The 21044-nt window shown below is 59.2% G+C and carries 17 protein-coding genes and 2 tRNA genes; 14 read left to right on the forward strand and 5 right to left on the reverse strand.

Annotation, left to right across the window (positions count from 1 at the left end):
• The first annotated feature begins 323 nt into the window (after positions 1 to 323).
• Positions 324 to 398: transfer RNA gene (locus B3H65_RS01835), tRNA-Gly, on the forward strand.
• 183 nt (positions 399 to 581) lie between these two features.
• Here the strand turns inward: B3H65_RS01835 and purB are convergent.
• The 3 genes from purB to B3H65_RS01850 all read right to left on the reverse strand — a co-directional run bounded on the left by purB (position 582) and on the right by B3H65_RS01850 (position 3524).
• Complete coding sequence (purB, locus tag B3H65_RS01840) at positions 582 to 1931, reverse strand: adenylosuccinate lyase (protein ID WP_286683896.1); 1350 nt, start codon at positions 1929 to 1931, stop codon at positions 582 to 584.
• 85 nt (positions 1932 to 2016) lie between these two features.
• On the reverse strand, positions 2017 to 2610 hold the full coding sequence (locus B3H65_RS01845; RefSeq protein ID WP_286683897.1) for an iron-sulfur cluster assembly scaffold protein: 594 nt from the start codon (positions 2608 to 2610) through the stop codon (positions 2017 to 2019).
• 122 nt (positions 2611 to 2732) lie between these two features.
• Positions 2733 to 3524: a hypothetical protein gene (locus B3H65_RS01850; protein WP_286683898.1), complete on the reverse strand. Its 792-nt coding sequence runs from the start codon at positions 3522 to 3524 to the stop codon at positions 2733 to 2735.
• Positions 3525 to 3688: 164 nt separating this feature from the next.
• On the opposite strand from B3H65_RS01850, the gene B3H65_RS01855 reads away from it, so the two are divergent.
• Positions 3689 to 5245, forward strand: coding sequence for a helix-turn-helix transcriptional regulator (locus B3H65_RS01855; protein WP_286683899.1), 1557 nt, complete (start codon positions 3689 to 3691; stop codon positions 5243 to 5245).
• An 85-nt stretch (positions 5246 to 5330) separates the two neighbouring features.
• Here B3H65_RS01855 and B3H65_RS01860 read toward each other — a convergent pair whose 3' ends face one another.
• On the reverse strand, positions 5331 to 6695 hold the full coding sequence (locus B3H65_RS01860) for a coproporphyrinogen III oxidase family protein (protein WP_286683900.1): 1365 nt from the start codon (positions 6693 to 6695) through the stop codon (positions 5331 to 5333).
• Between the two features lie 455 nt (positions 6696 to 7150).
• Here B3H65_RS01860 and B3H65_RS01865 point away from each other — a divergent pair, with 455 nt between their 5' ends.
• From B3H65_RS01865 to B3H65_RS01885, 5 genes are all read left to right on the forward strand, one after another.
• The gene (locus tag B3H65_RS01865; protein ID WP_009142033.1) at positions 7151 to 7873 is read left to right on the forward strand and encodes a 4Fe-4S binding protein; all 723 of its coding nucleotides are present in this window, start codon (positions 7151 to 7153) and stop codon (positions 7871 to 7873) included.
• A gap of 15 nt (positions 7874 to 7888) precedes the next feature.
• Positions 7889 to 10138, forward strand: coding sequence for an aldehyde ferredoxin oxidoreductase (locus tag B3H65_RS01870; protein WP_117680320.1), 2250 nt, complete (start codon positions 7889 to 7891; stop codon positions 10136 to 10138).
• 21 nt (positions 10139 to 10159) lie between these two features.
• A complete protein-coding gene (locus B3H65_RS01875) occupies positions 10160 to 10837 on the forward strand; it encodes a cytochrome c3 family protein (protein WP_009142035.1) in 678 nt (225 codons plus the stop codon).
• A gap of 268 nt (positions 10838 to 11105) precedes the next feature.
• Complete coding sequence (locus B3H65_RS01880; RefSeq protein WP_009142036.1) at positions 11106 to 11366, forward strand: TIGR03905 family TSCPD domain-containing protein; 261 nt, start codon at positions 11106 to 11108, stop codon at positions 11364 to 11366.
• A gap of 4 nt (positions 11367 to 11370) precedes the next feature.
• Complete coding sequence (locus B3H65_RS01885) at positions 11371 to 12588, forward strand: hypothetical protein (RefSeq protein ID WP_286683901.1); 1218 nt, start codon at positions 11371 to 11373, stop codon at positions 12586 to 12588.
• A 6-nt stretch (positions 12589 to 12594) separates the two neighbouring features.
• On the opposite strand, the gene B3H65_RS01890 is transcribed toward B3H65_RS01885, so the two are convergent.
• Positions 12595 to 13221, reverse strand: coding sequence for a GNAT family N-acetyltransferase (locus tag B3H65_RS01890; RefSeq protein WP_286683902.1), 627 nt, complete (start codon positions 13219 to 13221; stop codon positions 12595 to 12597).
• Positions 13222 to 13476: 255 nt separating this feature from the next.
• On the opposite strand from B3H65_RS01890, the gene B3H65_RS01895 reads away from it, so the two are divergent.
• The 7 genes from B3H65_RS01895 (at position 13477) to B3H65_RS01925 (ending at position 21000) form a co-directional block, all read left to right on the forward strand.
• Positions 13477 to 14208 carry a response regulator transcription factor gene (locus B3H65_RS01895; protein ID WP_009142039.1) on the forward strand — a complete coding sequence of 244 codons (732 nt, stop codon included), beginning with the start codon at positions 13477 to 13479 and terminating at the stop codon, positions 14206 to 14208.
• Positions 14208 to 15875, forward strand: a complete 1668-nt coding sequence (locus B3H65_RS01900; RefSeq protein WP_286683903.1) for a sensor histidine kinase — start codon at positions 14208 to 14210, stop codon at positions 15873 to 15875. Before B3H65_RS01895 ends, B3H65_RS01900 begins: the two co-directional genes overlap by 1 nt.
• Positions 15876 to 15951: 76 nt before the next feature.
• On the forward strand, positions 15952 to 16839 hold the full coding sequence (locus B3H65_RS01905; RefSeq protein WP_009142041.1) for a phosphoribosylaminoimidazolesuccinocarboxamide synthase: 888 nt from the start codon (positions 15952 to 15954) through the stop codon (positions 16837 to 16839).
• The gene (locus tag B3H65_RS01910) at positions 16840 to 17424 is read left to right on the forward strand and encodes a hypothetical protein (RefSeq protein ID WP_117680317.1); all 585 of its coding nucleotides are present in this window, start codon (positions 16840 to 16842) and stop codon (positions 17422 to 17424) included.
• Positions 17425 to 17589: 165 nt separating this feature from the next.
• Positions 17590 to 18870: an aminopeptidase gene (locus B3H65_RS01915; RefSeq protein ID WP_286683904.1), complete on the forward strand. Its 1281-nt coding sequence runs from the start codon at positions 17590 to 17592 to the stop codon at positions 18868 to 18870.
• Positions 18871 to 18969: 99 nt separating this feature from the next.
• A tRNA-Lys gene (locus tag B3H65_RS01920) sits at positions 18970 to 19045 on the forward strand.
• Between the two features lie 260 nt (positions 19046 to 19305).
• Positions 19306 to 21000, forward strand: a complete 1695-nt coding sequence (locus B3H65_RS01925) for a phospho-sugar mutase (protein ID WP_286683905.1) — start codon at positions 19306 to 19308, stop codon at positions 20998 to 21000.
• Positions 21001 to 21044: the final 44 nt, after the last annotated feature.

Raw genomic sequence — 21044 nt, forward strand, 5'->3', positions numbered from 1 at the left:
TGTGCGGATGAGAAAGGAGCCTAAGCGCGTCTTTGCACCCCAAGGTGATATGGAACGTTCCAAATGTGTAGGCGTGCGTATCGAAGATTCTTACAGGTATAACGAACGTGCAGGTCGATGCCTGCCGAGCACGGTGCTTGGATTCTATATCCGTTATCAAGGGGTGCGGTTTATCATCAAAAGCGCACGCCGGTAGTTCAAAAGTATGCTTTGTATGTTCCAACCCGGAGAAATAAAGGAACTCCGCGGTCGGGAAATGAAGTCTTGCCGCCTCAGGTGGTGCGGGATATACTTATCAAACGGCCAGAGATGGCTTTCATTTTGCGGGCATCGCCAAGTGGTAAGGCATCAGCTTCCCAAGCTGACACTCGCGGGTTCGAGTCCCGTTGCCCGCTCCAGAGATTGTTTAACCCGGTATCGCAAGGTGCCGGGTTTTTCATGCGCGGTCAGCGTGCTGGGCGTATAGGGCGCGCCGGCATGCTCTACCAGGGTTATAAGATCGATTCAAATGCGAGGAGCGGGGCATGAAAAAGGCCCCGGGATGTGCCCCGAGGCCTTGGCAGATGCATATAAGGGAGGCTTTACTCCTCAAAGGAGAGCGTTTCCAGGCGCTTGAACACCACGTCGATGCGGGTGAGGAAATCCCAGGGATCGAAAATCTCATCCAGCTTCTCGGAAGAAACAGTGCATTCGGGGTCTGCTTCCAGGCGCTCGCGCAGGTTGGGGCCGTCGACCGCGGCGTGGACATCGTCCCAGACCGCCATGGAGTTGCGCTGGACGATCTTGTAGGCGTCCTCGCGGGTGATGCCGGTGTCGACCAGGGCCAGCAGGACCTTGGAAGAGAAGATGAGGCCGCGGGTGAGGTTGAGGTTCGCCTGCATGCGCGCGGGGTACAGGATGAGTCCGTCGACGATGCGGATAAGGCAGTTGAGCATGTGGTCAAGGGCGATAAAGCTGTCTGCCTGGGCCACGCGCTCGGCGGAGCTGTGCGAGATGTCGCGCTCGTGCCACAGGGCGACGTTGTCAAAGGCGACCTGGGCGTTCGCCTTCACCACGCGAGACAGGCCGCAGACCTTCTCCAGGGTGATGGGGTTGCGCTTGTGGGGCATGGCAGAGCTGCCCTTTTGACCCTTCTTGAACGGCTCTTCGGCCTCAAGGGTATCGGTCTTCTGCAGGTTGCGAATTTCCGTGGCGATACGGTCGCAGGTTGCAGCGGTGGTTGCCAGAACGCCGGCCAGATAGGCGTGGTGGTCGCGCGAGATGACCTGGGTGGACAGCGGGTCGTGGGCCAGGCCCAGGCGCTCGCAGACGTACTCCTCAACAAACGGGTCGATGGAGCTGTACGTGCCCACCGCACCGGAGATCGCACCGAAGGCGACGTTCTTGCGTGCATCGAGCAGGCGATCCAGGTCGCGCTTGAGCTCCCATGCCCAGCTGCCAAACTTCATGCCAAAGGTCATGGGCTCGGCGTGGATGCCGTGGGTGCGGCCAACGCACAGGGTCTCGCGCTCTTCAAAGGCGCGGCGGCGGCAGATCTCGCCCAGCTTGCGAACGTCTTCGATAATGATATCGGTAGCCTGGACCAGCTGATAGCACAGGGCGGTGTCGCCCAGATCGGAGCTGGTCATGCCGTAGTGCACCCAGCGGCTTGGCTTGGGCTCGCCCTCGGGCACCTCGGCGTCGATATACTCGCCCATATTGGTGAGGAACGCGATGACGTCATGGTTGGTGACGGCCTCGATGGCGTCAACCTCTTCTTTGTTGAACTTGGCGTGCTCGCGAATCCACGCGGCCTCTTCGCGCGTGATGCCAATCTTGCCCATCTCGGCATGGGCCTCGCAGGCGAGCACCTCGATCTCCTGCCAGATGGCGTACTTGTTCTCAAGGGAGAAGATGTGTCCCATTTCGGGGCGAGTGTAGCGGTCGATCACCGGCGACTCCTTCTGTACAAGCGGCGCGCGCCGCGCAGGTCAGATACATTCATTGTAGCGTGACGGGGTGTTGGCAACCCTTGCGCTACTCGATTTCGCCCAGCTCGCGCATCTCTTGGTCAACGCGCTCGTCGCGCAGGGAGCAGTTTTCCGTGAGCAGGCAGTTGACGCACATATAATCGCAGGGAATCTCCTGGGTGAGCTGTGCCAGGGAGTAGCCCTTGATGCGCAGGCAGTAGTCGCCAATGAGCGCGCGAACCGCCTCGATGCCAAATACCAGCGTGTAGATGCGGCTCTTGGGAAGCCCTCCCAGCTCCTCATCAAGTTCTTCCTTGGTGATGGAGAGCGCTTGCTCAAAGGTTTTACCGGGCAGCTTGTTTGCCAGCAGGGCCGCGCAGCCAATGGCGGCTAGGCATCCGTGGCTGCGAAAGCCCACCTCTTCAAAAGTCTCGGTATCCGGATCAATGCGGGCGAAGAGCTGCATTTGAACCGTGCCGCGCTTCTCCTTGCCCACGCTGCAAAAGGCGTTGGCGCCATCGGGGATGCCGCAGTTGGCAGCATCCGCAATAAGGTCAAGGGTGGCGTCGGCGTACTCGGTGATGGGGGCGTCGTTCTCAATTTGGTACATGTCCGGCGTGCGCAGGAACGGGGTGTCTTGGGTAAGGCGCTGTTTGGCCATGGTATTCCTTCCGGGTGGGTGGTGCGTAGGCGTTGCGGTACGTGAGACGTTACGGCAAGCTCGGGCGGTAAGAGCGGTGTGGATAAGGCGGGCTGGGCAAGTAATCGCCGCGCACCCGGTCTTTAGGGGTTGCGGCCCTTCTCAACGCCATAGAATTCCGCCAGGGCTTTGCCTTGGGCGTCGCTGAGGAATCTGGTGGAGTAGAAGAAGGTCTCATCCAAGCTGGTCTTACAGGAATGGATGTCTGCAAAAGCCTCCTCGTCCCCAATGCTCTCAAAAAGGCTGCGGGTTTTCTCGATAGACCACAGGTAGGGTGGGTTCATGAAGTCGAGGATGGATACAGGGCGGGGGTACACGCGCGACTCGGTGCGCACTACGTCGATAAACGTCGAGAAGTCGTCGTTTTCCGTGGTGATGAACAGTGCGTGGGCAAAGCTGCTAGAGAGAAGCGGCTTGGAATAGAGGTAGACGGATTTCTTGCCGTAGAGAAGCACCACATCGGACACGTCCGGATTGGGCAGGGGCGTGTCCTCGTCCACATCCTGGCCTTCTAGCAGCACATCCAAGGGCTTGGGAGCCTCCATGTGGCCGATAGCGGGGGAATCATCGGCATGAGGGTTGCTCTCGATGTAGTCCATAAGGCCCGCCTCGAACGCCGCGGCATCCATCTCCTGCGGGGCGATGGCAAGGCGCTTCCAGCGCGCGGGCGTGGTGAGCTTGCCCTCATAAGAGCGCTGTCGCATGTCGGTAAGGGCTTTATCCCATGCGCGAACAAGGGCGTTGCGCTGGTGAATTTCCGCCCGCTGCTCATCCGTGAGCTGGGGGGCGTCTTTTTCCGCATCCTCGGCGGGCGAGGTGTCGCTTTCCAGCGCGGCGGGTGGAATTGTTGGCTGCTGATCGGAAGTGTCGGTCATTGCGCGCCTTTCAATGTGTGGCTCATATGTTGTTAGGTCCATGCAAACCAGTGTAGTACAAGGTATACTAAACCATCGCCAGAGATGGTTTTGGAGCAAACGTTATGGCAGCGTAGAAGCGTAGTCGCGCCAACGGCTCCAAAGGAACAAAAAGGGGAGAGAGCGTGTCGCAGGAAAAAGCGGACCAGACGGTTATGCCGCCATTGGGCTTTGATGCCTACAAGGTGCTGCTACCTTCGATATTCGGCCTTGCGCTGAGCTCGACCGTGGTCAATATCTGCATTCAGGTTGCGCACGCCACCACGGGCACCTCTACGTTCTCCGGCTTCACCATGTTTATCTCCGCTGTGATAATCTCGCTGCTCTTTTTGTCGACGTTGGTGGTCAAGCGCTTTGATAAGCGTTTTATCTCGTCCACTACGGCCGGTGCGGTGGTGCTCGCCGGTGCGTGCTCGCTGGCGTCTGCGGTGCTCGAGGTGCTTGGCGTGGCGCCCTTGCCCTGGATGGTTCTGCTGCTGGGCGTTGGTATTACTGTGGGCAGCACCTACCTTGAGTTTTACTGGTTGCGAAAGCTGCGCGGGGTTTCCGCCCAGGCCGCGGTGGTTGTAGTGTTTGCCGCTTTGGCCCTTTCCGAGACCGCCACGTTTATGCTGAGCTTCTCCAGCGAGCTTGTGTGGTATGCCGCGGGCGCCCTGTTTACGGCGGCCCAAATGATCGCCATCAAGATCTCGCGCACCATGGATGCGCCTAGCGACTCGTTTCCCGCTGTGTCCGAATCGTATTTTGGTACGGACGAGAATCGCTTTTCTAACCGCAGCTTTCTTGTGGTGGCCGCCGTGGGCATATGGTTCATCTCCATCCCCATTGGTATGGGACGAGGATTTCCCGCTGGCGACCCTATCTACATGAGCACGGTGCCGCGCTTTCTCATCATGATCTTTGTATGGGTGGTCGCCGCACTGTGGGTGCGAAACGGCCTTAAGTCGCGCATGCGCGCGCTGACCACCAGCATTTGGGTTGTTATGGAGATCCTCATCGCGCTGGGCGCCATCTTTTTTGCGATCTGGCCCAAGACCATCAGCATCGGCGCCTCGTTTGTCATGGCGGCCTCGCTGGTGCTCAACGCGTTTATCTGGTATTTGACCATTGCGTTCATTAGCTTTGGCTGGCGAGATTCGTTCTATTACGCATCTGCGGCGTGGGTGGCGAGCAATATGCTGGCCGTCGCAGGTATGAAATTCGATACGGCTATCACTCGCGTGATGCCCAGCAACGCGCCGGTCATCATATCGATCATGAGCTTTTTTGTGCTGGTGGCCACGCAGGTGGTGTTTACCAAGTTGCTGGCAGCGCCGTCCGAGCAAACGGAGAGCAGCCGCGCCGAGGGGCCCATTACAGAGGCGGACGTGCGTCGCATCCCCCTGATGGGCGTGCTTGCCATCTCTCCGCAGGCCCAGGCTCCCATGGTGAACCAAAAGCCCAACGTGCACATTGCGACGTCGGTCATGGAGATGGCACAGACCTTTGGACTTACGGGCCGCGAGGTAGAGGTGCTCACGCTCTACACCCTGGGTCACACCCAAGCGCGCGTAAGCGAGGAGCTTAAGTTGTCGCCCAACACGGTGCATACGCATATCAAGCGCATCTACGACAAGACGGACCTGCATTCTCGCCAAGAGATTCTGGACTATATTGCCGAATACGGCACGCACGGAGCGTAAAGAAACAAAAACGGAGGCAGACCGCGCTTGTCCGCCTCCGTTTTTTAGTCACCTAGAATGGGCTGCCCTGTAGGCTGACGGCCGCTTATTGGTCCGCGCCCGCCGCTTCGTCGGCAGCCTTCGCCGCCGCGATCTGCTTTGCGGCGGAGTCGGCGAACATCTTGCGCTCGCACTCGGGCAGCAAGGTGCGCAGGCGATCGCGTTCCGTATTCATGCCAATAAAGATCTGGCGCATCATAACCAAGACAAGGTAGCGGCCCTTGCGGGTAAGGGTCAGCTCGTCCGCATTATTCTTATCAAAGGCGCCGTTGGCGGCTAGGTAGCCGTATTCGACGGGCATGTCGTACTGAATGTACTTGCCAAAGTCGCGCCTCCAAGCGCGGTTGTCCAGGCGCAGGCCAAACAGCTCGCGACCCATGCGATAGCGCTTGCCGTTGGCGTGGCCCATGGAGATATGGGAGGCAACGCTCATGGTTCCCTCTTCGATACGGCGGCAGTATCCATCCAGCGAGGAGTCGTTGGTGTAGATGTCATCGCCCAAGAAGGAGTAGCCGCCGCAGCCTGCCGCCACGTACTCGCCGTAATCGACCACGTACTCGTCGATCATGGCGTCGCGGTCCTTGGCGAAGGTGTAGACGTCCGTAGCGTAGAAGCCCACGCCGCCCTTCTCAACCGGTGCGGTCATCTTGTCAAACAGCGTGTTGTACAGATCCTTTTCCAGGTTGTAATCGACCTGTCCGTGGAAGCAAGTTTGCATGAGCTTCTCGGACCCCGGCGAGGCCATCAGCGGATAGTAGGTGATCTGGTTGGCGCCGGTGGTGCGGAACACGTCGATATCGCGCGAGACCATCTCGGGGGTCTGGCCCGGGAAGTTGAAGATCATGTCCACATTGAAGGTGTCGAACATGTCGTGCACGCTTTGGATACGCTCGACAATCTCCTCGGCGCTGCCGTACTTGTTGTAGCGGTCCATTCGCTTGAGCAAGGTGTTGTCAAAGCTCTGCACGCCAACGGAGAATCGCTGGACCATATTGCTCAGTCGCTTGAGGCGCTCGCGGTCAAGGTGCGGCGGATTGGTTTCGCTGGAAACCTCTTTAATGGTGGGGAACAGCTCGCGCATGTAATCGATGGTGCGCTCGAGCTCGTCCATCATAATGGTAGGCGTGCCGCCGCCAATGTAGGCGCTGGGCGGTTGATAGCCAAGGTCATGGATTATCTTGAGCTCGCGCCTCAGCGCTTCGAAGTAGCGGCGCGCCGCCTCCTCGCGGAAGGGGAAGCGTGTGAAGGAGCAATACGGGCACAACACGTCGCAGAATGGGATGTGAACGTAGAGCAGGTACTCGTGCCCCGCCTCCGGCGCGGGCAGCGTGCGGGCGCACTCGTCCTTAGAGCGGAAGAGCTGACGGGCTCCTATGCCAACGGTTTTGGAAAGTAGGCGTTCGGATAGCATGGACGACCTCCGTGGGTGTCGCGTTTCTTGAGTGACTGTTGAACCAGTCTATTGTGCATCGATTGGCGCCTCGCTGCCACAAGGTTTGTTTGCAACACAAGCAAAACGTTATGAAGAGCGCTCCCATATGAATATAGTGGACGAGAAAATCAACCTATAAATACAATGGGGAATATAGAAACTCTAGCAAAATAAAGCGTTTGCAGTGGTTCAACGACACTGGTTATCAAATGTAAACCCGCAGGTACAGCGTATACCCTATAACAGGTGACAAGGTTTTAGGCCAATCGCGGACTATTTTTCAAAGATACCCATAACAAGGTGAGTCGAAGATCGCGCCTTGACCCACAATGCATACTAACGGCGGAGACTGTATCGCCAACGGTCCCGCCAAAGTAAAGGTGCGATGCGCCGTCCCTTGGGCGTATCGCGTAATGCAGTAAGGGGAGGGAACTATGAAAGAGAACACCGCTTTGGAGCAGGTTGGCTCCGGCGCGGATCGCCTCGACTCCTTCTTCACCCGTCGCGGGTTTGTGAAGGTTTCTGGCGCGTTCGTCGCGAGCATGGTGGCCCTGGGTCTTCTGCCGGACACCGCCGCAGCGGCTCCCACGAGCTCGAAGGGTAAGGTCGACTACTATGCGACCCCGTCCCACGTGCTCAAGGTAAACCGCGCCCGTTGCACCGGTTGCCAGCGCTGCGAGATGAGCTGCACGCTTCAGAACGATGGCGTGTCCCAGCCCGCAGCCGCCCGCATCCACGTGCACGACGGCTACCAGTTTGGTAAGGAGCTTGGGTCCGGCGACGGTATCTACTACTCTTGCGAGTGGAATGTCCGCGCCTGCCACATGTGCAAGACGGCCCTGTGCCAGACCGCATGCCCGCAGGGCGCCATCCTCACTGACGACAACGGCATCCGCTACGTCGACGCCGAGAAGTGCGTTGGTTGCGGCACCTGCGTCGCCGCGTGCCCCTATCACATGCCCGTGGTGAACACCGTCACCGGCAAGTCCTCTAAGTGCATCGCGTGCGGCCGCTGCGCCGAGCAGTGCCCCAACGGCGCGATCGAGCTTATCGAGTGGGAGGACGTGAGCCACTCCTCCGGCCCGACCAAGCAGGAGAACCCCTGGCCGCTCGTCTCCGAGAAGCAGGACTTCGTCGCCGGCGGCAAGATCGGTTAAGGATAGGAGAAGTAAATGGCTGATACCTCTTACGGTTGGGCTGGCTGGATCGCCCGCGTCAACCTTACGAGCGGTGCTATCACCGAAGAGTCCGATGTCGAGATGCAGAAGGACTACATCGGCGGCATGGGCTTTGCTAACAAGATCATGTACGACGAGGTCCCCGCAGGTGTCGACTGGATGGACGAGGAGAACAAGGCCGTTCTCGCCGTTGGCCCCCTCACCGGCGCCGGCGTTCCCCTGGCCGGTCGTTCTACGTGGGCTACCCTGTCCACTTTTACCCAGGACCACCTGGTTGTCGACTGCCACTGCGGCGGTCAGCTGGGCGCCATGCTCAAGTATTCCGGTCACGACGGCCTGATCATCGAGGGCAAGGCCGATACCCCGGTCTACATCTTCATTAACGATGACAAGATCAGCATCGAGGATGCCTCCGCTCTCTGGGGCAAGGGCACTCGCGAGACCACCGAGGCCCTGTGCAAGAAGCACGGCCTTGAGTGCTGCGTCGCCGCCATCGGTCCCGCAGGCGAGAACCTGCTCCCTTATGCGTGCGTCATGAACAGCCGCTCCCACTCCGCGGGCGCTGGCCTGGGCGCCGTTTTGGGCTCCAAGAAGGTCAAGGCAGTCGTCGTCAAGGGCACCAAGGCCGTTAACGTTGCCGACCCGCAGATGGTTGCCGACCTGTCCGACTACATGATCGCCCAGGTCCTTGGCTCCAACAACAACCATGTCGTCCCCTCCACCCAGCAGTCCTGGGCCGAGTACTACGACAAGGGTTCTCGTTGGACCGCCAAGAAGGGCCTCTACTGGGCAGCTGCCGAGGGCGGCCCCATCGAGACCGGCGAGCCCAAGCCCTTCGAGCCCAACACCATGGGTTATCGCTGCATGAAGTCCACCAAGGACCTTGGCCCCGCAGCTGAGAAGTACACCGTGAAGATGGCCGGCTGCCACGGCTGCCCCGTGCGTTGCTACGCCCAGGTGAAGGTCCCTCAGGTTCAGGAAGCCACCGGCTACGAGTCCTCGGGTAACACCTGCGTTCCCAACTTCCCGTTCTCCGCGTACATGCAGCCCATCATGCAGGTTCCGGGCATCCAGGAGGGCGAGAACAAGACGCTCACCGACCTGTCCGTCTTCTACAACCAGCTGATCTCCGTCACGGTCGACGACCTTGGCCTGTGGTGCAACTATGCTCAGCTCTATCGCGACCTTGCCTGGACCTACAAGGAGGGCATCCTCGCCGAGCACTGCACTCCCGAGCAGATGGCTGAGTACAACTTCGAGGGCATTATGTCCGGCGATCCCACGTCGTTCATCAAGATCCTCCTCGATATCGCATCCAACGACACCAAGAACAAGCCCATTTCCTGGCTTGGTCACGGTCCGTACGTTTGGGCTGACAAGGATCACTGGAACCGTCCCGACTGGTTCGAGAACAAGACCTCCGCGCTGATCAACTACCGCGGCTGGCCGGTTCACCACGCCATCGAGTGCTTCGCCCAGGTTGGCGGCCTGTACAACATGGTCTTCAACCGCGATGACATGATCCACTCCGCCGTTAACCTCCAGGGCTGCGGTCTTCCCATCGAGCTCAAGAAGGAAATGGCAAAGGAGATGTTCGGCGGCGAGGACGCCATGGATCCGGACAAGAACTACACCCCCATCAACGAGCACAAGGTCGAGTTCGCTTGGTGGAGCATCGTCACCGACGTCCTGCATGACTCCCTGACGCTGTGCAACTGGGTGTGGCCCATGGCCATGGCTCCCGCTAAGGAGCGCAGCTACCGCGGCGACCTGGACCTCGAGGCCCAGTTCTACACCGCCGTCACCGGCCAGGAGGTCACCATCGACGACCTGTACAAGGCCGGCGAGCGTATCATGACCCTCCAGCGCGTCAACACCGTCCGCGGCATGAAGGACAAGGACGGCAAGATGGGCTGCAACGACATGCGCAACATCCATGACGTCATCACCGAGTGGGTCTTCACCAAGGATCCCGACATCAAGCCCTTCACCGCTGGTACCGACAAGATGGATCGAGAGGACTGGAAGAAGTCCCTCACCATGTTCTACAAGCGCTTTGGTTGGGACGAGGAGCTGGGCTGCCCCACTAAGCAGTGCCTGGCAGACCTGGGTCTTGAGCAGGAGTCCAAGGACCTTGAGGAGCTTGGCCTGCTGGTCGACGGCGGAGTCGCCTATGACGAGCGTACGCGCAAGTACGACGGCCTGCTGAAGAAGTACTGCGGCGATAACCCCGCGAACGCCTAGTGGTCTCGAGAGGAGAAAACAATGGCTGACGAGATCAAGGAGAGCACCGAGGGTACGCCCGAGGCAACTCCTAAGAAGAAGTTTGATTGGAAGGGCAAGCGCCTCCCGATCATCATCGCCGCTGTGGTCGTTGTGACCGTCATCGGCGTTGCCGGTTGGGCCTGGCATGCAACGCCTGAGTGCTGCGACGTTATCTGCCACAGCACCATGGGCAAGTACTACCAGACCTACACCCAGGACACCACCACCCTGGCTTACAAGCACCGCGCTGCTACCAACAACCAGTGTCTGGGCTGCCATGAGGCAACCCTGCCCCAGATGGTGCACGAGGTCCAGATCCAGCTGTCCGGCGACTACACCCAGCCGTTCGACAAGGTCACCTTCTCGAACGACTTCTGCCTGCAGAGCGGTTGCCACCTGGGCGCTGGCGTGATGCCGGGCGCTACCGAGTCCTCCACCAAGGACTTCAGCTTTGACCCGCATAGCGATTACCATGGCGTGCAGCAGTGCAACTCCTGCCACCTCATGCACGATCAGTCCGTCTTCACCTGCGCTTCCTGCCACCAGGTTGGCGCTTGGGAAGGCGAGGGCGGCGTGCCCGAGGGCTGGGTTGTCCAGGATCTGGGCAACGGCAAGACCGGCGCCGTCCCCGAGGGTTGGGCAACCCCCTTCACCTTCGAGGCCAGCAGCTCCAAGTAGTTCGCGCTTGCGCGCATAGCAAACTTGCTTGCAAAGAGGTCTCCGGCGCCGCCGGGGGCCTCTTTTGCTATGGGTTGCGCATGGTTGGATGGAAAGGGCGTGGACGATAACCTTGGCCGCATCCTCGTCCACAGCATTCGCTGCCAGGTCCATTTCTTATTTCTAACTCTTATATATATGTGTACTCTGCTTAAGAAGGTTCTCCTTTGGGCGCGCGAGCGGGGATAATAGGCAAAACAAATTGGAATACCTTTACAAGGAGACCATCATGATTTCCCATGACTTCACGCCGCGCGGCGTCTGCGCTCGCTCCATTCACGTTGATCTTTCTGATGACGGCAAGGTTGTTGAGAGCGTGTCTTTTGTTGGCGGTTGCAACGGCAACCTTAAGGCTATCGGCAAGCTTGTCGCCGGCATGCCGGTTAACAGGGTTGTCGAGCTGCTGCAGGGCAATACCTGCGGACCTCGTTCCACGTCCTGCGCGGACCAGCTGACCCTGGCGCTGCGCGAAGCCGCTGCGGAGGCGTAGGTCCATGGGCCTGCTCAACGGGGAGTATAAGGGGTTTAGCCGCAGGCGTTTTGCATTGGGTAGCGTAGCCGCCGCGGGCGCGGTCGCTGCCGCAACGGGCCTTTCTGCCTGCGGTGGCGATGAGGATAAGAAAAAGTCTACGGGCGAGCCCCAGGAGATCGATGACGAGTCGATTGTCTCTGTTTTGGATGATTACAAGGCGCAAGACTTTGGCCTTGCCGCTGCCCAAACATGGACCCTACCCTTGGGAACCGTGCTGTTCCACTGCGAGGGCTCTTGGGCCGCGGCCATGCTCACACCGGAAAGCGCCCTGCATCCCAATACCCTGGGCGTTCTTTCGCTGGCATCCGGAGCGCTCACCACGGTCCGAGAGGACGCAATCAACGGTAGGCTTTACACCTTTTTTGATGCGCGCTGCGGTAGCTCGGCGTTTGCATGGGTAGAGATCGACTACAACACGCGCGACTGGAAGCTGTACGGCCAGGGCTTCTCCGAGGGCACGCTGACCGGGGAGCCTGCAGAGCTCGATTCCGGTAACGCGGACTGGGAGCCTCCCATGTTTACGGTTACGGGCGATTCCGTGATTTGGCAAAAGATGCCCTTGGCGTCCGGTTCAAAATCATCGTCCGCCTCCCATTGCTTGCGGTGGCACGTGGGGGATAAGGAGGACTCGGAGATCTGGGAGTCCATTGGTAGGTTCGCCACGCACCCGCGCGTTTCCGACAACATACTCACCATTGTTCCGCGCGTGCTCAATGAAGAGGGCACGTATTACGGAATGACGGCCATAGAGTTGGACGATGACAAGCACAAGCAGATGGACCAGCTGGTGCTGCCCGCCTCTATCAGGCCGTTTGACGCGGTGTACACGGGCGAGCAGTTTGTCTTCTCTATTGAGGCAAGCTACAACTACGGTGGCAGCTTGGGCAACATGGGCACCTATATTGGACGAGAAGGCGAGCCGTACGTTTACTTTAGCCGCGAGCCCGCCGCGTGGACGTCGTTTAACGGAAATCGCTTCTACATCAAGACACAGTCCGCACACTACATTGTCGATACGGCTGAGAACACGTATGACGCGATCTCGAGTCCGGACCATTCCCTGAGCTTTGGCGATTACCCGGCGAGCGAGGGTCATACCACGCAGTTTTTGGTGTACTCAACGGTGCGCGACACCCAGGGCATACCCCAGAGCGTGACGGCGCGCCTGTTTGCGATCTAGATGGAATTAGCTCTTGCTCGCCAGGCGCGCGTTGACCGCGGCAAGGATGCGCTCGCAGTCTTGGGGTGCGGGTGCATGGGGCGGCTGGGGGTTTGCGGGATGCGGGGCCAGGTGCTTTTCGAGCCACTGTATGCCCAGCCATCGTCCAAATTTAGATGCGCAATCGGTAAATTCGGCGCAGGTTCGGTAGCCGTGGCGGCGGTGGAACTCAATTGACCCGGTGTTTTCGCTGCAAATGCAAGACTCGCTATTGGTGATGCCCGCGCTCGCCATAATCTTCTCGAGGGCGTCTAGCAAATGGGCGCCCAGTCCGTTTCCGGTGAGACCCTGCTTAAGGTAGATGGATATTTCTGCCGACCATTGGTATGCCACGCGGTGGCCAAAGGGTCCGTACGAGGCGAACCCAACAATGCCTGCGCCGGCTGGCGCCGCTTCGCCTGCGGTGCCCAGGCCCTCCTCGTCCTCATTGTCCAGGCGCTCCAATACCAAGAACGTGTAGCGATCGAGGGCGGACTGAATGCGATCGGCATATTCGTCCACGGAAGGGGGCTCGACCTCAAAGCTCACGGTGGTCGAGGTCACATAGGGCGCGTACAAATCAAGAACGGCTGCAGCGTCTTTACGGCTTGCCAATCGAATCCTATACAACGCAGAATGCCCCCTCATGTTATGCGCGACTGATACGCAACTGGTAAAGTTGGGCATAATAATACGCTAGAGACGCTTCATGGGTTTTTGGAGCGCATATTGAAACAGTCGGCAGGGGCTTTGGCGCCGCAACGCGTAAAAGGCCGCTTGGCGATGCGATGTGCAACCGGGCAACCCGTGCGCCGCTCTCTACGATAAAATGTGTAGGGTTCGCATCTTATGAGATAAGGAGGCTTCAATATGGCTTCGGACGCAAGGAAAATTCTGCTCGTTGAAGACGAGAAGGCGATTCGTGATGCCGTTGCGGCCTACCTCGAGCGCGAGGGATATTGGGTTGTTGGCGTAGGTGACGGCCAATCCGCCGTTGAGGAATTTGAAAAGCATCAGTTTGACCTCATTGTTCTCGATCTCATGCTTCCCAAGCTTTCCGGCGAGCGCGTGTGCCGTGCCATTCGCGATACCTCGGACGTGCCCATCATCATGCTGACCGCCAAGGGCGAGGTCGAGGACCGCATCATCGGCCTGGAGCTTGGTGCGGACGATTACCTGATCAAGCCGTTCTCTCCCCGCGAGCTTGTTGCCCGCGTCCGCGCGCTGTTCCGCCGTACCCATTTGGCAGATGAGCCGCAGGTCGAGGTTCTGGACTTTGGCGACCTGGTTATCGACATCTCCGGCCACAAGATTTTGGTCGATGGCAAAGAGGTCGACCTCACCGCTTCCGAGTTTAAGCTGCTGACCACCCTGGCGCGCCATCCCGGGCGTGTGTACAACCGTATGGAGCTGGTCGAGAAGGTACTGGGTTACGATTTTGAGGGCTACGAGCGCACCATCGATAGCCACGTGAAGAACCTGCGCGCCAAGCTGGGTGATGACCCCAAGCACCCCAAGTGGCTCTACACGGTACACGGTGTGGGCTACCGCTTCGAGGCTCCGGCCAAGCCCGCGGACGATAAGCAAGACGGCGCGAAGTAATGCTGCCGGCTCGACTCGTCCTCGATCAAAAACATAAACAGTCCGACGAGGCGGGTTCCCGCGCAAGCTGGAACACGCCTCGTTCCGATTCTCGCACCGTGATGAGCTACGGTATGCGCATGGCCCTGTCTTTTGCGCTGACGTCGTTCATGACGGTGCTTGTGTTGGTATGCGTTGTCACCGTGGTGTGGGGTGGCGCGTTTTCGGACTACACGCGCGCTAACGTTGTTGAGATCGCTCAGATAACCGCGCAGAAAATCGCCGCTGTATACGAGGAGAGCGGCGGATGGTTTACCGGTGACTTGGCGTCGATCGCCGAGTCCAATCTTGTTTCAGACGATATCGGTATGCAGGTGGTGGACGCTGCTGGAAACGTGGTGTATGACGACACCTGGCCTGCGGCTTCGCTGGCGGCCGAGATAAAGCGCGAGCAAGAGCGCGAGGCCGCAGAGCAGGCGCAGGCCGCCGCCCAGAACCAGGCCTCCGCTCAGGGCGCCGCGAGCGCCACCGACGCCTCCGCGGCGAATGCGCAACAGGTTTCCGCAAGCGCGGGGTCATCGTCCGAAAAGCCGCATAGTTTGGTTTCAACCGCTCCCACCGATCAAGAGGGCGCGGTGTCCGAACCCGTGGTTACCGGCGATGGCGTCAAGATCGGCACCGTGCGCCTATGGGTTCTGGGCAGCGACGCTTTGCTTACCAAGGCGGATACGGCGTTTAGGGAGAAGACGTTTAACGCCATGGGCTTGGCGTCGTTTATCGCTATCGCCATCGCCCTGCTTATTGGCTTCTTTGTATCCAGCATGCTCACCAACCCCATTCGCCGCATCACGTCGACGGCAAAGCAGATTCGCGACGGCGACCTATCCGCCCGCACCAACATGCGCGGGGACGATGAGATCGACCAGTTGGGTGAGACGTTTGATGAGATGGCGACCTCGCTTGAGAAGGACCTTAAGCATGAGCGGCGCCTAACCAGCGACGTTGCCCACGAGCTGCGCACGCCCTTGATGGCGATGCTCGCTACGGTCGAGGCCATGCAGGACGGCGTGCTGCCCACCGATGACGAGCACCTTGAGACCGTGGCGTCCGAAACCCGTCGTCTGTCTCGCCTGGTGCAGCAGATGCTGGACCTGTCGCGTATGGAGAACCGTACGGCCCCCATGAACCTACGGCCCGTGGATATCTCTAACCTGGTGCGCAACGTTGTGGACGCGCAGCATCCGCTGTTCCACGAGCGCGACCTGCACCTGCGCTTTGCGGATGAGACCGCTGGCAAGCAGGTGACCATAGAGGTGGATTCCGACATGATCACGCAGGCCGTCATCAATATCATGAGTAACGCCATGCGCTACACGCCGGAGGACGGTTGGGTAGTGGTGACGGTGCGCGCAGATCGCCGTCACGTGATGATCTCGGTTTCGGACACCGGCATCGGCATTGCAAAAGAGGACCTGTCGCGTATCTTCGGCCGCTTCTGGCGCGCAGACGCCAGCCGCGCGCGCGAAGCGGGGGGCCTGGGCGTAGGCTTGGCGGTCACCAAGCAGATTGTCGAGCGCCACCATGGATTCATCTCCGTGGAGTCTGAACTTGGAAAGGGTACAACTTTTACGATTCATCTGCCGCGCGAGCACACAGGTGATAGCGCATCAACTACAATGGTGGATTAGCTGCGAAGGGCCAGCCCGCACGGGCTGGGGCCGCGGCAGCGTTACGTGGCAACATATATAAAAGGAGTTGATCTCTGTGTCGACAATGGAGCGTCGTCCCGATTCCCGCGGCAAGGTTCGCGATATCTACGATACCGGCGACAACCTGTTGATGGTTGCAACCGACCGCATCTCCGCGTTTGACTACATCCTTCCGGACGAGATTCCGTTCAAGGGCGAGATCCTGAACCGTATCTCCGAGTTCTGGTTCAAGAAGTTTGCGGACATTGTCCCCAATCACCTGGTTTCCATCGACACGGCAGATTTCCCTGCGGAGTATGCCGAGTACGCCGACTACCTGGCGGGCCGTTCCATGCTGGTCAAGAAGGCCGAGCCCATTATGGTCGAGTGCATCGTCCGCGGGTACCTGACCGGTTCTGGCAAGAAGACCTATGACGAGGACGGCACCGTGTGCGGCATCAAGCTGCCCGAGGGCCTGGTCGAGGCTTCCAAGCTGCCCGAGCCGCTGTTTACTCCTTCCACCAAGGCTGCTATTGGCGACCATGATGAGAATATCTCCTATGAGCGCTGCGTTGAGCTTGTGGGCGAGGACATCGCGAGCCAGCTGCGTGACCTGTCGCTGAAGATCTACACGGCTGCCGCCGAGTATGCCGCAACCCGTGGCATCATCATCGCGGACACCAAGTTTGAGTTTGGCATCATCGACGGTAAGGTGACCCTGATCGACGAGTGCCTCACCCCGGACTCCAGCCGCTTCTGGCCTGCCGACACCTATGAAGAGGGCAAGGTCCAGCCCAGCTATGATAAGCAGTATGTCCGCAATTGGCTGAAGGCCAACTGGGACATGACCGGCGATGCGCCGCATCTGCCCGCAGAGGTTATCGAGGGAACGTCCGCCCGTTACCGCGAGGCATATGAGATCATTACCGGCGAGAAGTTCGAATCCATGAAGGAGCAAGCGTAAGTGAGCACCCGTAGTCCCATGAACAAGCGTAACCAAGAGCACGCTGGCAGCGGTATGACCCGCAAGTCGGCGGGTTCCGCCAAGCCCGCCCGCGCCGCCGCGGCTTCCGTCCGCGTGGTTCCGGCGAGCGCCAAGGACAAGCGCAAGCAGCTTGAGCGCGGCGAGGACCTCTCTGGTTTGTCTCGCGAGGAGAAGAAGGCCCGCAAGGCAGAGCTCCGTCGCCAGGAAGATCTTATCTACAGCGCATCCAACGTGCTGATGAAAGAAGATCCCGAGTACAAGCCGCGTCGCACCAAGTTTTGGATCGTGATGGCCCTTGGTTTGGTGTTCATCCTTATTGGCTGGGCGCTTCTCATGGTATACGGCGAGGATAGCGGCGGTATGTACCAGAAGATCGAGTTTGCTGCGATCGCGATGGCGTACGTGTGCATCATTGGCGGCTTTATCTATGACATGGTTCGTATCCGTCCTATTCGCAACCAGGCTCGTGCTACCGCTGAGGGCATGAGCGAGGCCAAGCTCAACGATGTTATTGAGCGCGCCATGGCAAAAGACGCGGAGCGCAAGGCTCGCAAGGGCAAGTAATCGCACCATTGCTGCGATGTAACGCGGCGGACAAAAGAGGGTATAACTCAAGTCCGCTGTTTGGTAGTGATGAAAAGACGGGCACGCCACCGGCTTGGGGCGTGCCCGTTTTTTTGACGTGCCGCGCGCTTTGCATGGATTGCGCGCGAAGGAAAGGAACCGTCTATGTCTCTGCTTGAGTACACCTGCGAAGACGCTCGTATGGGCATGCAGAAGCTTGCGCCGGCGATCGAGCGCTATGCAAACCTGGTTGTGCGCAAGGGCGTTAACGTAAAGCCCGGTCAAGAAGTGGTTGTGCAAAGTCCCGTTGAATGCGCGGAGTTTGCCCGCTTGCTGGTCAAGCGCGCGTATGCCGCGGGCGCTGGCCACGTGACGGTGATTTGGGGCGATGACGAGGTTTCTCGTCTGACATATGAGAATGTTGAGACCGCTTGGTTTGAGAATGTTCCCGAATGGCAGAAACTCCAGCTTAATTCGCTGGCAGAGGACGGCGCCTGCTTTATTTTTGTCGAAGGAGCCGATCCGGAGGCGCTCAAGGGTATCGACCCCGCTAAGCCCGCCGCTGCGAGCAAGGCGCGCAACACCCAGTGCAGCTCTTTTCGCCACGGCTTGGACTTCAATATCAATCCCTGGTGCATCGCCGGCGCGCCGGTGGCGGCATGGGCACGTACCGTGTTTCCCGGTGTTGCGGACGAGGTGGCAATCTATCGCTTGTGGTGCGCGATTCTCTCTGTCGCCCGTGCTGACGGAGAGGATCCCGAGAGCGATTGGGAGCTGCATGACGCTACCTTTGAGAAGAACCTTCGCCTGCTAAACGAGCGTCGGTTCAAGGCGCTTCATTACCGCTCTGACAATGGAACCGATCTTGCCGTTGGATTGCCCGCCGGCCATTTGTGGGCGGGAGGAAAGTGCGAGACACCCGAGGGCCATCCGTTCTTCCCCAACATCCCTACGGAGGAAGTCTTTACCTCTCCCCATTGCGACCAGGTGAACGGCGTGGTGTACTCCGCGCTGCCCCTGGTGCGTCACGGCAACAAGATCGACCGATTCTGGTTGCGTTTTGAGAACGGCCGCGTAGTCGACTTTGATGCCGCTATTGGCAAGGATACGCTGGCGAGCATTCTTGATACGGACGAGGGCGCCCGTCGCTTGGGCGAGGTGGCGCTTATTTCCAAGAACACGCCCATCCGCGAGAGCGAGATCTTGTTCTACGATACGCTGTACGATGAAAACGCAAGCTGCCACCTGGCGTTGGGCGTTGGTTTCCCCGAGTGCTACGAGGGCGGCTATGAGATGTCTTCTGATGAGCTGCGCGAAGCCGGCGTCAACACCTCTGCCACCCACGTGGACTTCATGATCGGCACCGATGATATGGATATCACCGGCATCTGCGAAGACGGCACCGAGGTCCCCGTATTCGTTAACGGTCAGTGGGCTTGGGAGTAGCCGCTAGGCGGTGATGGATCACGTAAGGGCGCCTCACTTGCTAAATGGGGAATGTGTTGAGAAACCAAGTTGTCCCCAACCGTGTTACAATGCCTCTGCGGGCCGTTAGCTCAGTTGGCAGAGCAGGGGACTTTTAATCCCAAGGCCCAGGGTTCGAACCCCTGACGGCCCACCATCCATTGGAACGGAAAAGATATGGCTCCGCATTGCGCGGGGCCATTTCCGTTTACAGCGCGTTAACCCTGTGCAAGGGCTTCGCTGGTTCACCGCTCAAACGTGAACGCCTGCCAATATTTCCCTATCACCTACGGGCAATTGCCGTATGATGCAAAAAGGTAGGCGTAATTCTCGTCCAAAAGAATATTCGTCCACCTATCAACCGCCAATATGGCGGCGCGTCATATCAATTGGGAGTACAAGGGAAAGGCTGCAACCATGGTAGATGTGCACGAGCTTTTGAATACGTGGCTTGAAAACGTTACGGATGAAGAGCTTCTGGCGGAGCTCAAGGCAATGCAGGAGGCAGGGGACGAGGACGCCATTACCGATGCGTTCTTCCAAGACCTGGCTTTTGGTACCGCTGGCCTGCGCGGCACCATTGGCGCCGGCACCAACCGCATGAACATCTACACGGTCGGCCGCGCCACCCAGGGTTTTGCCGATTATCTAAACAAGGCGTTTGAGAACCCCACGGTCGCTATCGCGCGTGATAGCCGCAACAAGGGCGAGCTGTTTGTTAAGACTACCGCCGCGATTCTTGCTGCGAACGGCGTGACATCCTACGTATATCCCAAGATCTCCCCGGTACCCACCCTGTCCTGGGCTACCCGCTATCTTAAGTGCTCCGGCGGCATCTGCATGACCGCGAGCCATAACCCGGCGCCCTACAACGGCTACAAAGCCTACGGCCCCGATGGCTGCCAGATCACCAGCGAGGCCGCCGACGCCATCTCTGCGGCTATGAATGCGTGCGATCCGTTTAAGGACATCAAGACCATGGATTTCGACGCCGCTGTTGAGCAGGGTCTGGTCAAGTGGATCGACGACGAGGTGCTGGATGCTTACTACGACGCCGTCGCCGATAAGTCCGTGAACAACCTTACCGATGAGCAGATCGCCAACGCCCCGTTGAAGCTGGTCTATACTCCGCTCAACGGTACCGGCTTGATTCCCGTTACCACCGTTCTGAATAAGGTGGGCATAACAGACATTACCGTTGTACCCGAGCAGCGCGACCCCGACGGCGACTTCCCCACCTGCCCGTATCCCAACCCGGAGATTCGCGAAGCCATGCAGAAGGGCATCGACCTTTGCCAGGAGGTCAAGCCCGATCTGTTGCTGGCGACCGATCCGGACGCCGACCGCGTGGGCGTTGCCTGCGCCGACGGCGATGACTATACGCTGCTGACCGGCAACGAGATGGGCGTGCTGCTGCTTGACTACATCTGCAAGATGCGTGCCGAGCGCGGCGAGGACCTTTCCAACAAGGTTGCCGTCACCACTATCGTCTCCTCCGCTATGGTCGACGCTTTGGCTGCCGAGTACGGCTTTGAGCTGCGCCGCTGCTTGACTGGCTTTAAGTACATTGGCGACATCATTACCGGCCTCTCCGACGCTGGCGAAGTGGACCGCTTCATCTTTGGCTTTGAGGAGAGCTACGGCTACCTGTCCGGCGACCACGTGCGTGACAAGGATGCCGTCAACGCTTCCATGCTGATTTGCCAGATGGCCCAGTACTACAAGCTGCAGGGAAAGAATCTGGTCGAGGCCATGCGCGACCTGTACGAGAAGCACGGCTACTATCACAACAAGACCGTTTCTCTGAGCTATCCCGGCGCCGATGGCGCCGCCAAGATGGCTGGCATCATGAAGTCCCTGCGCTCCGAGGCTCCTGCCGAGATCGCCGGTTCCAAGGTCGAGGCCGTTGTCGATTACGCTACGTGCGTAAACGGCTTGCCTGCGGCGGACGTCATCGAGTTTGACTTGGAGGGCGGTAACAAGGCGATTGTCCGCCCGTCTGGCACCGAGCCCAAGATCAAGCTGTATATCTTCGCCAAGGGCGAGGACGCTGCTGCTGCCGATGCGCTGATCGCCGCTATTGAGGAAGACGGCCGCAAACTGCTGTCCTAGCTTGCGTCGCCGCGCCGCGGTCGCAGGTGCCGCGCTTGCAGATG

This window comes from Collinsella sp. UBA1693, from assembly GCF_002320115.1.
In the GTDB taxonomy this organism is placed as follows: Bacteria; Actinomycetota; Coriobacteriia; order Coriobacteriales; family Coriobacteriaceae; genus Collinsella; species Collinsella tanakaei.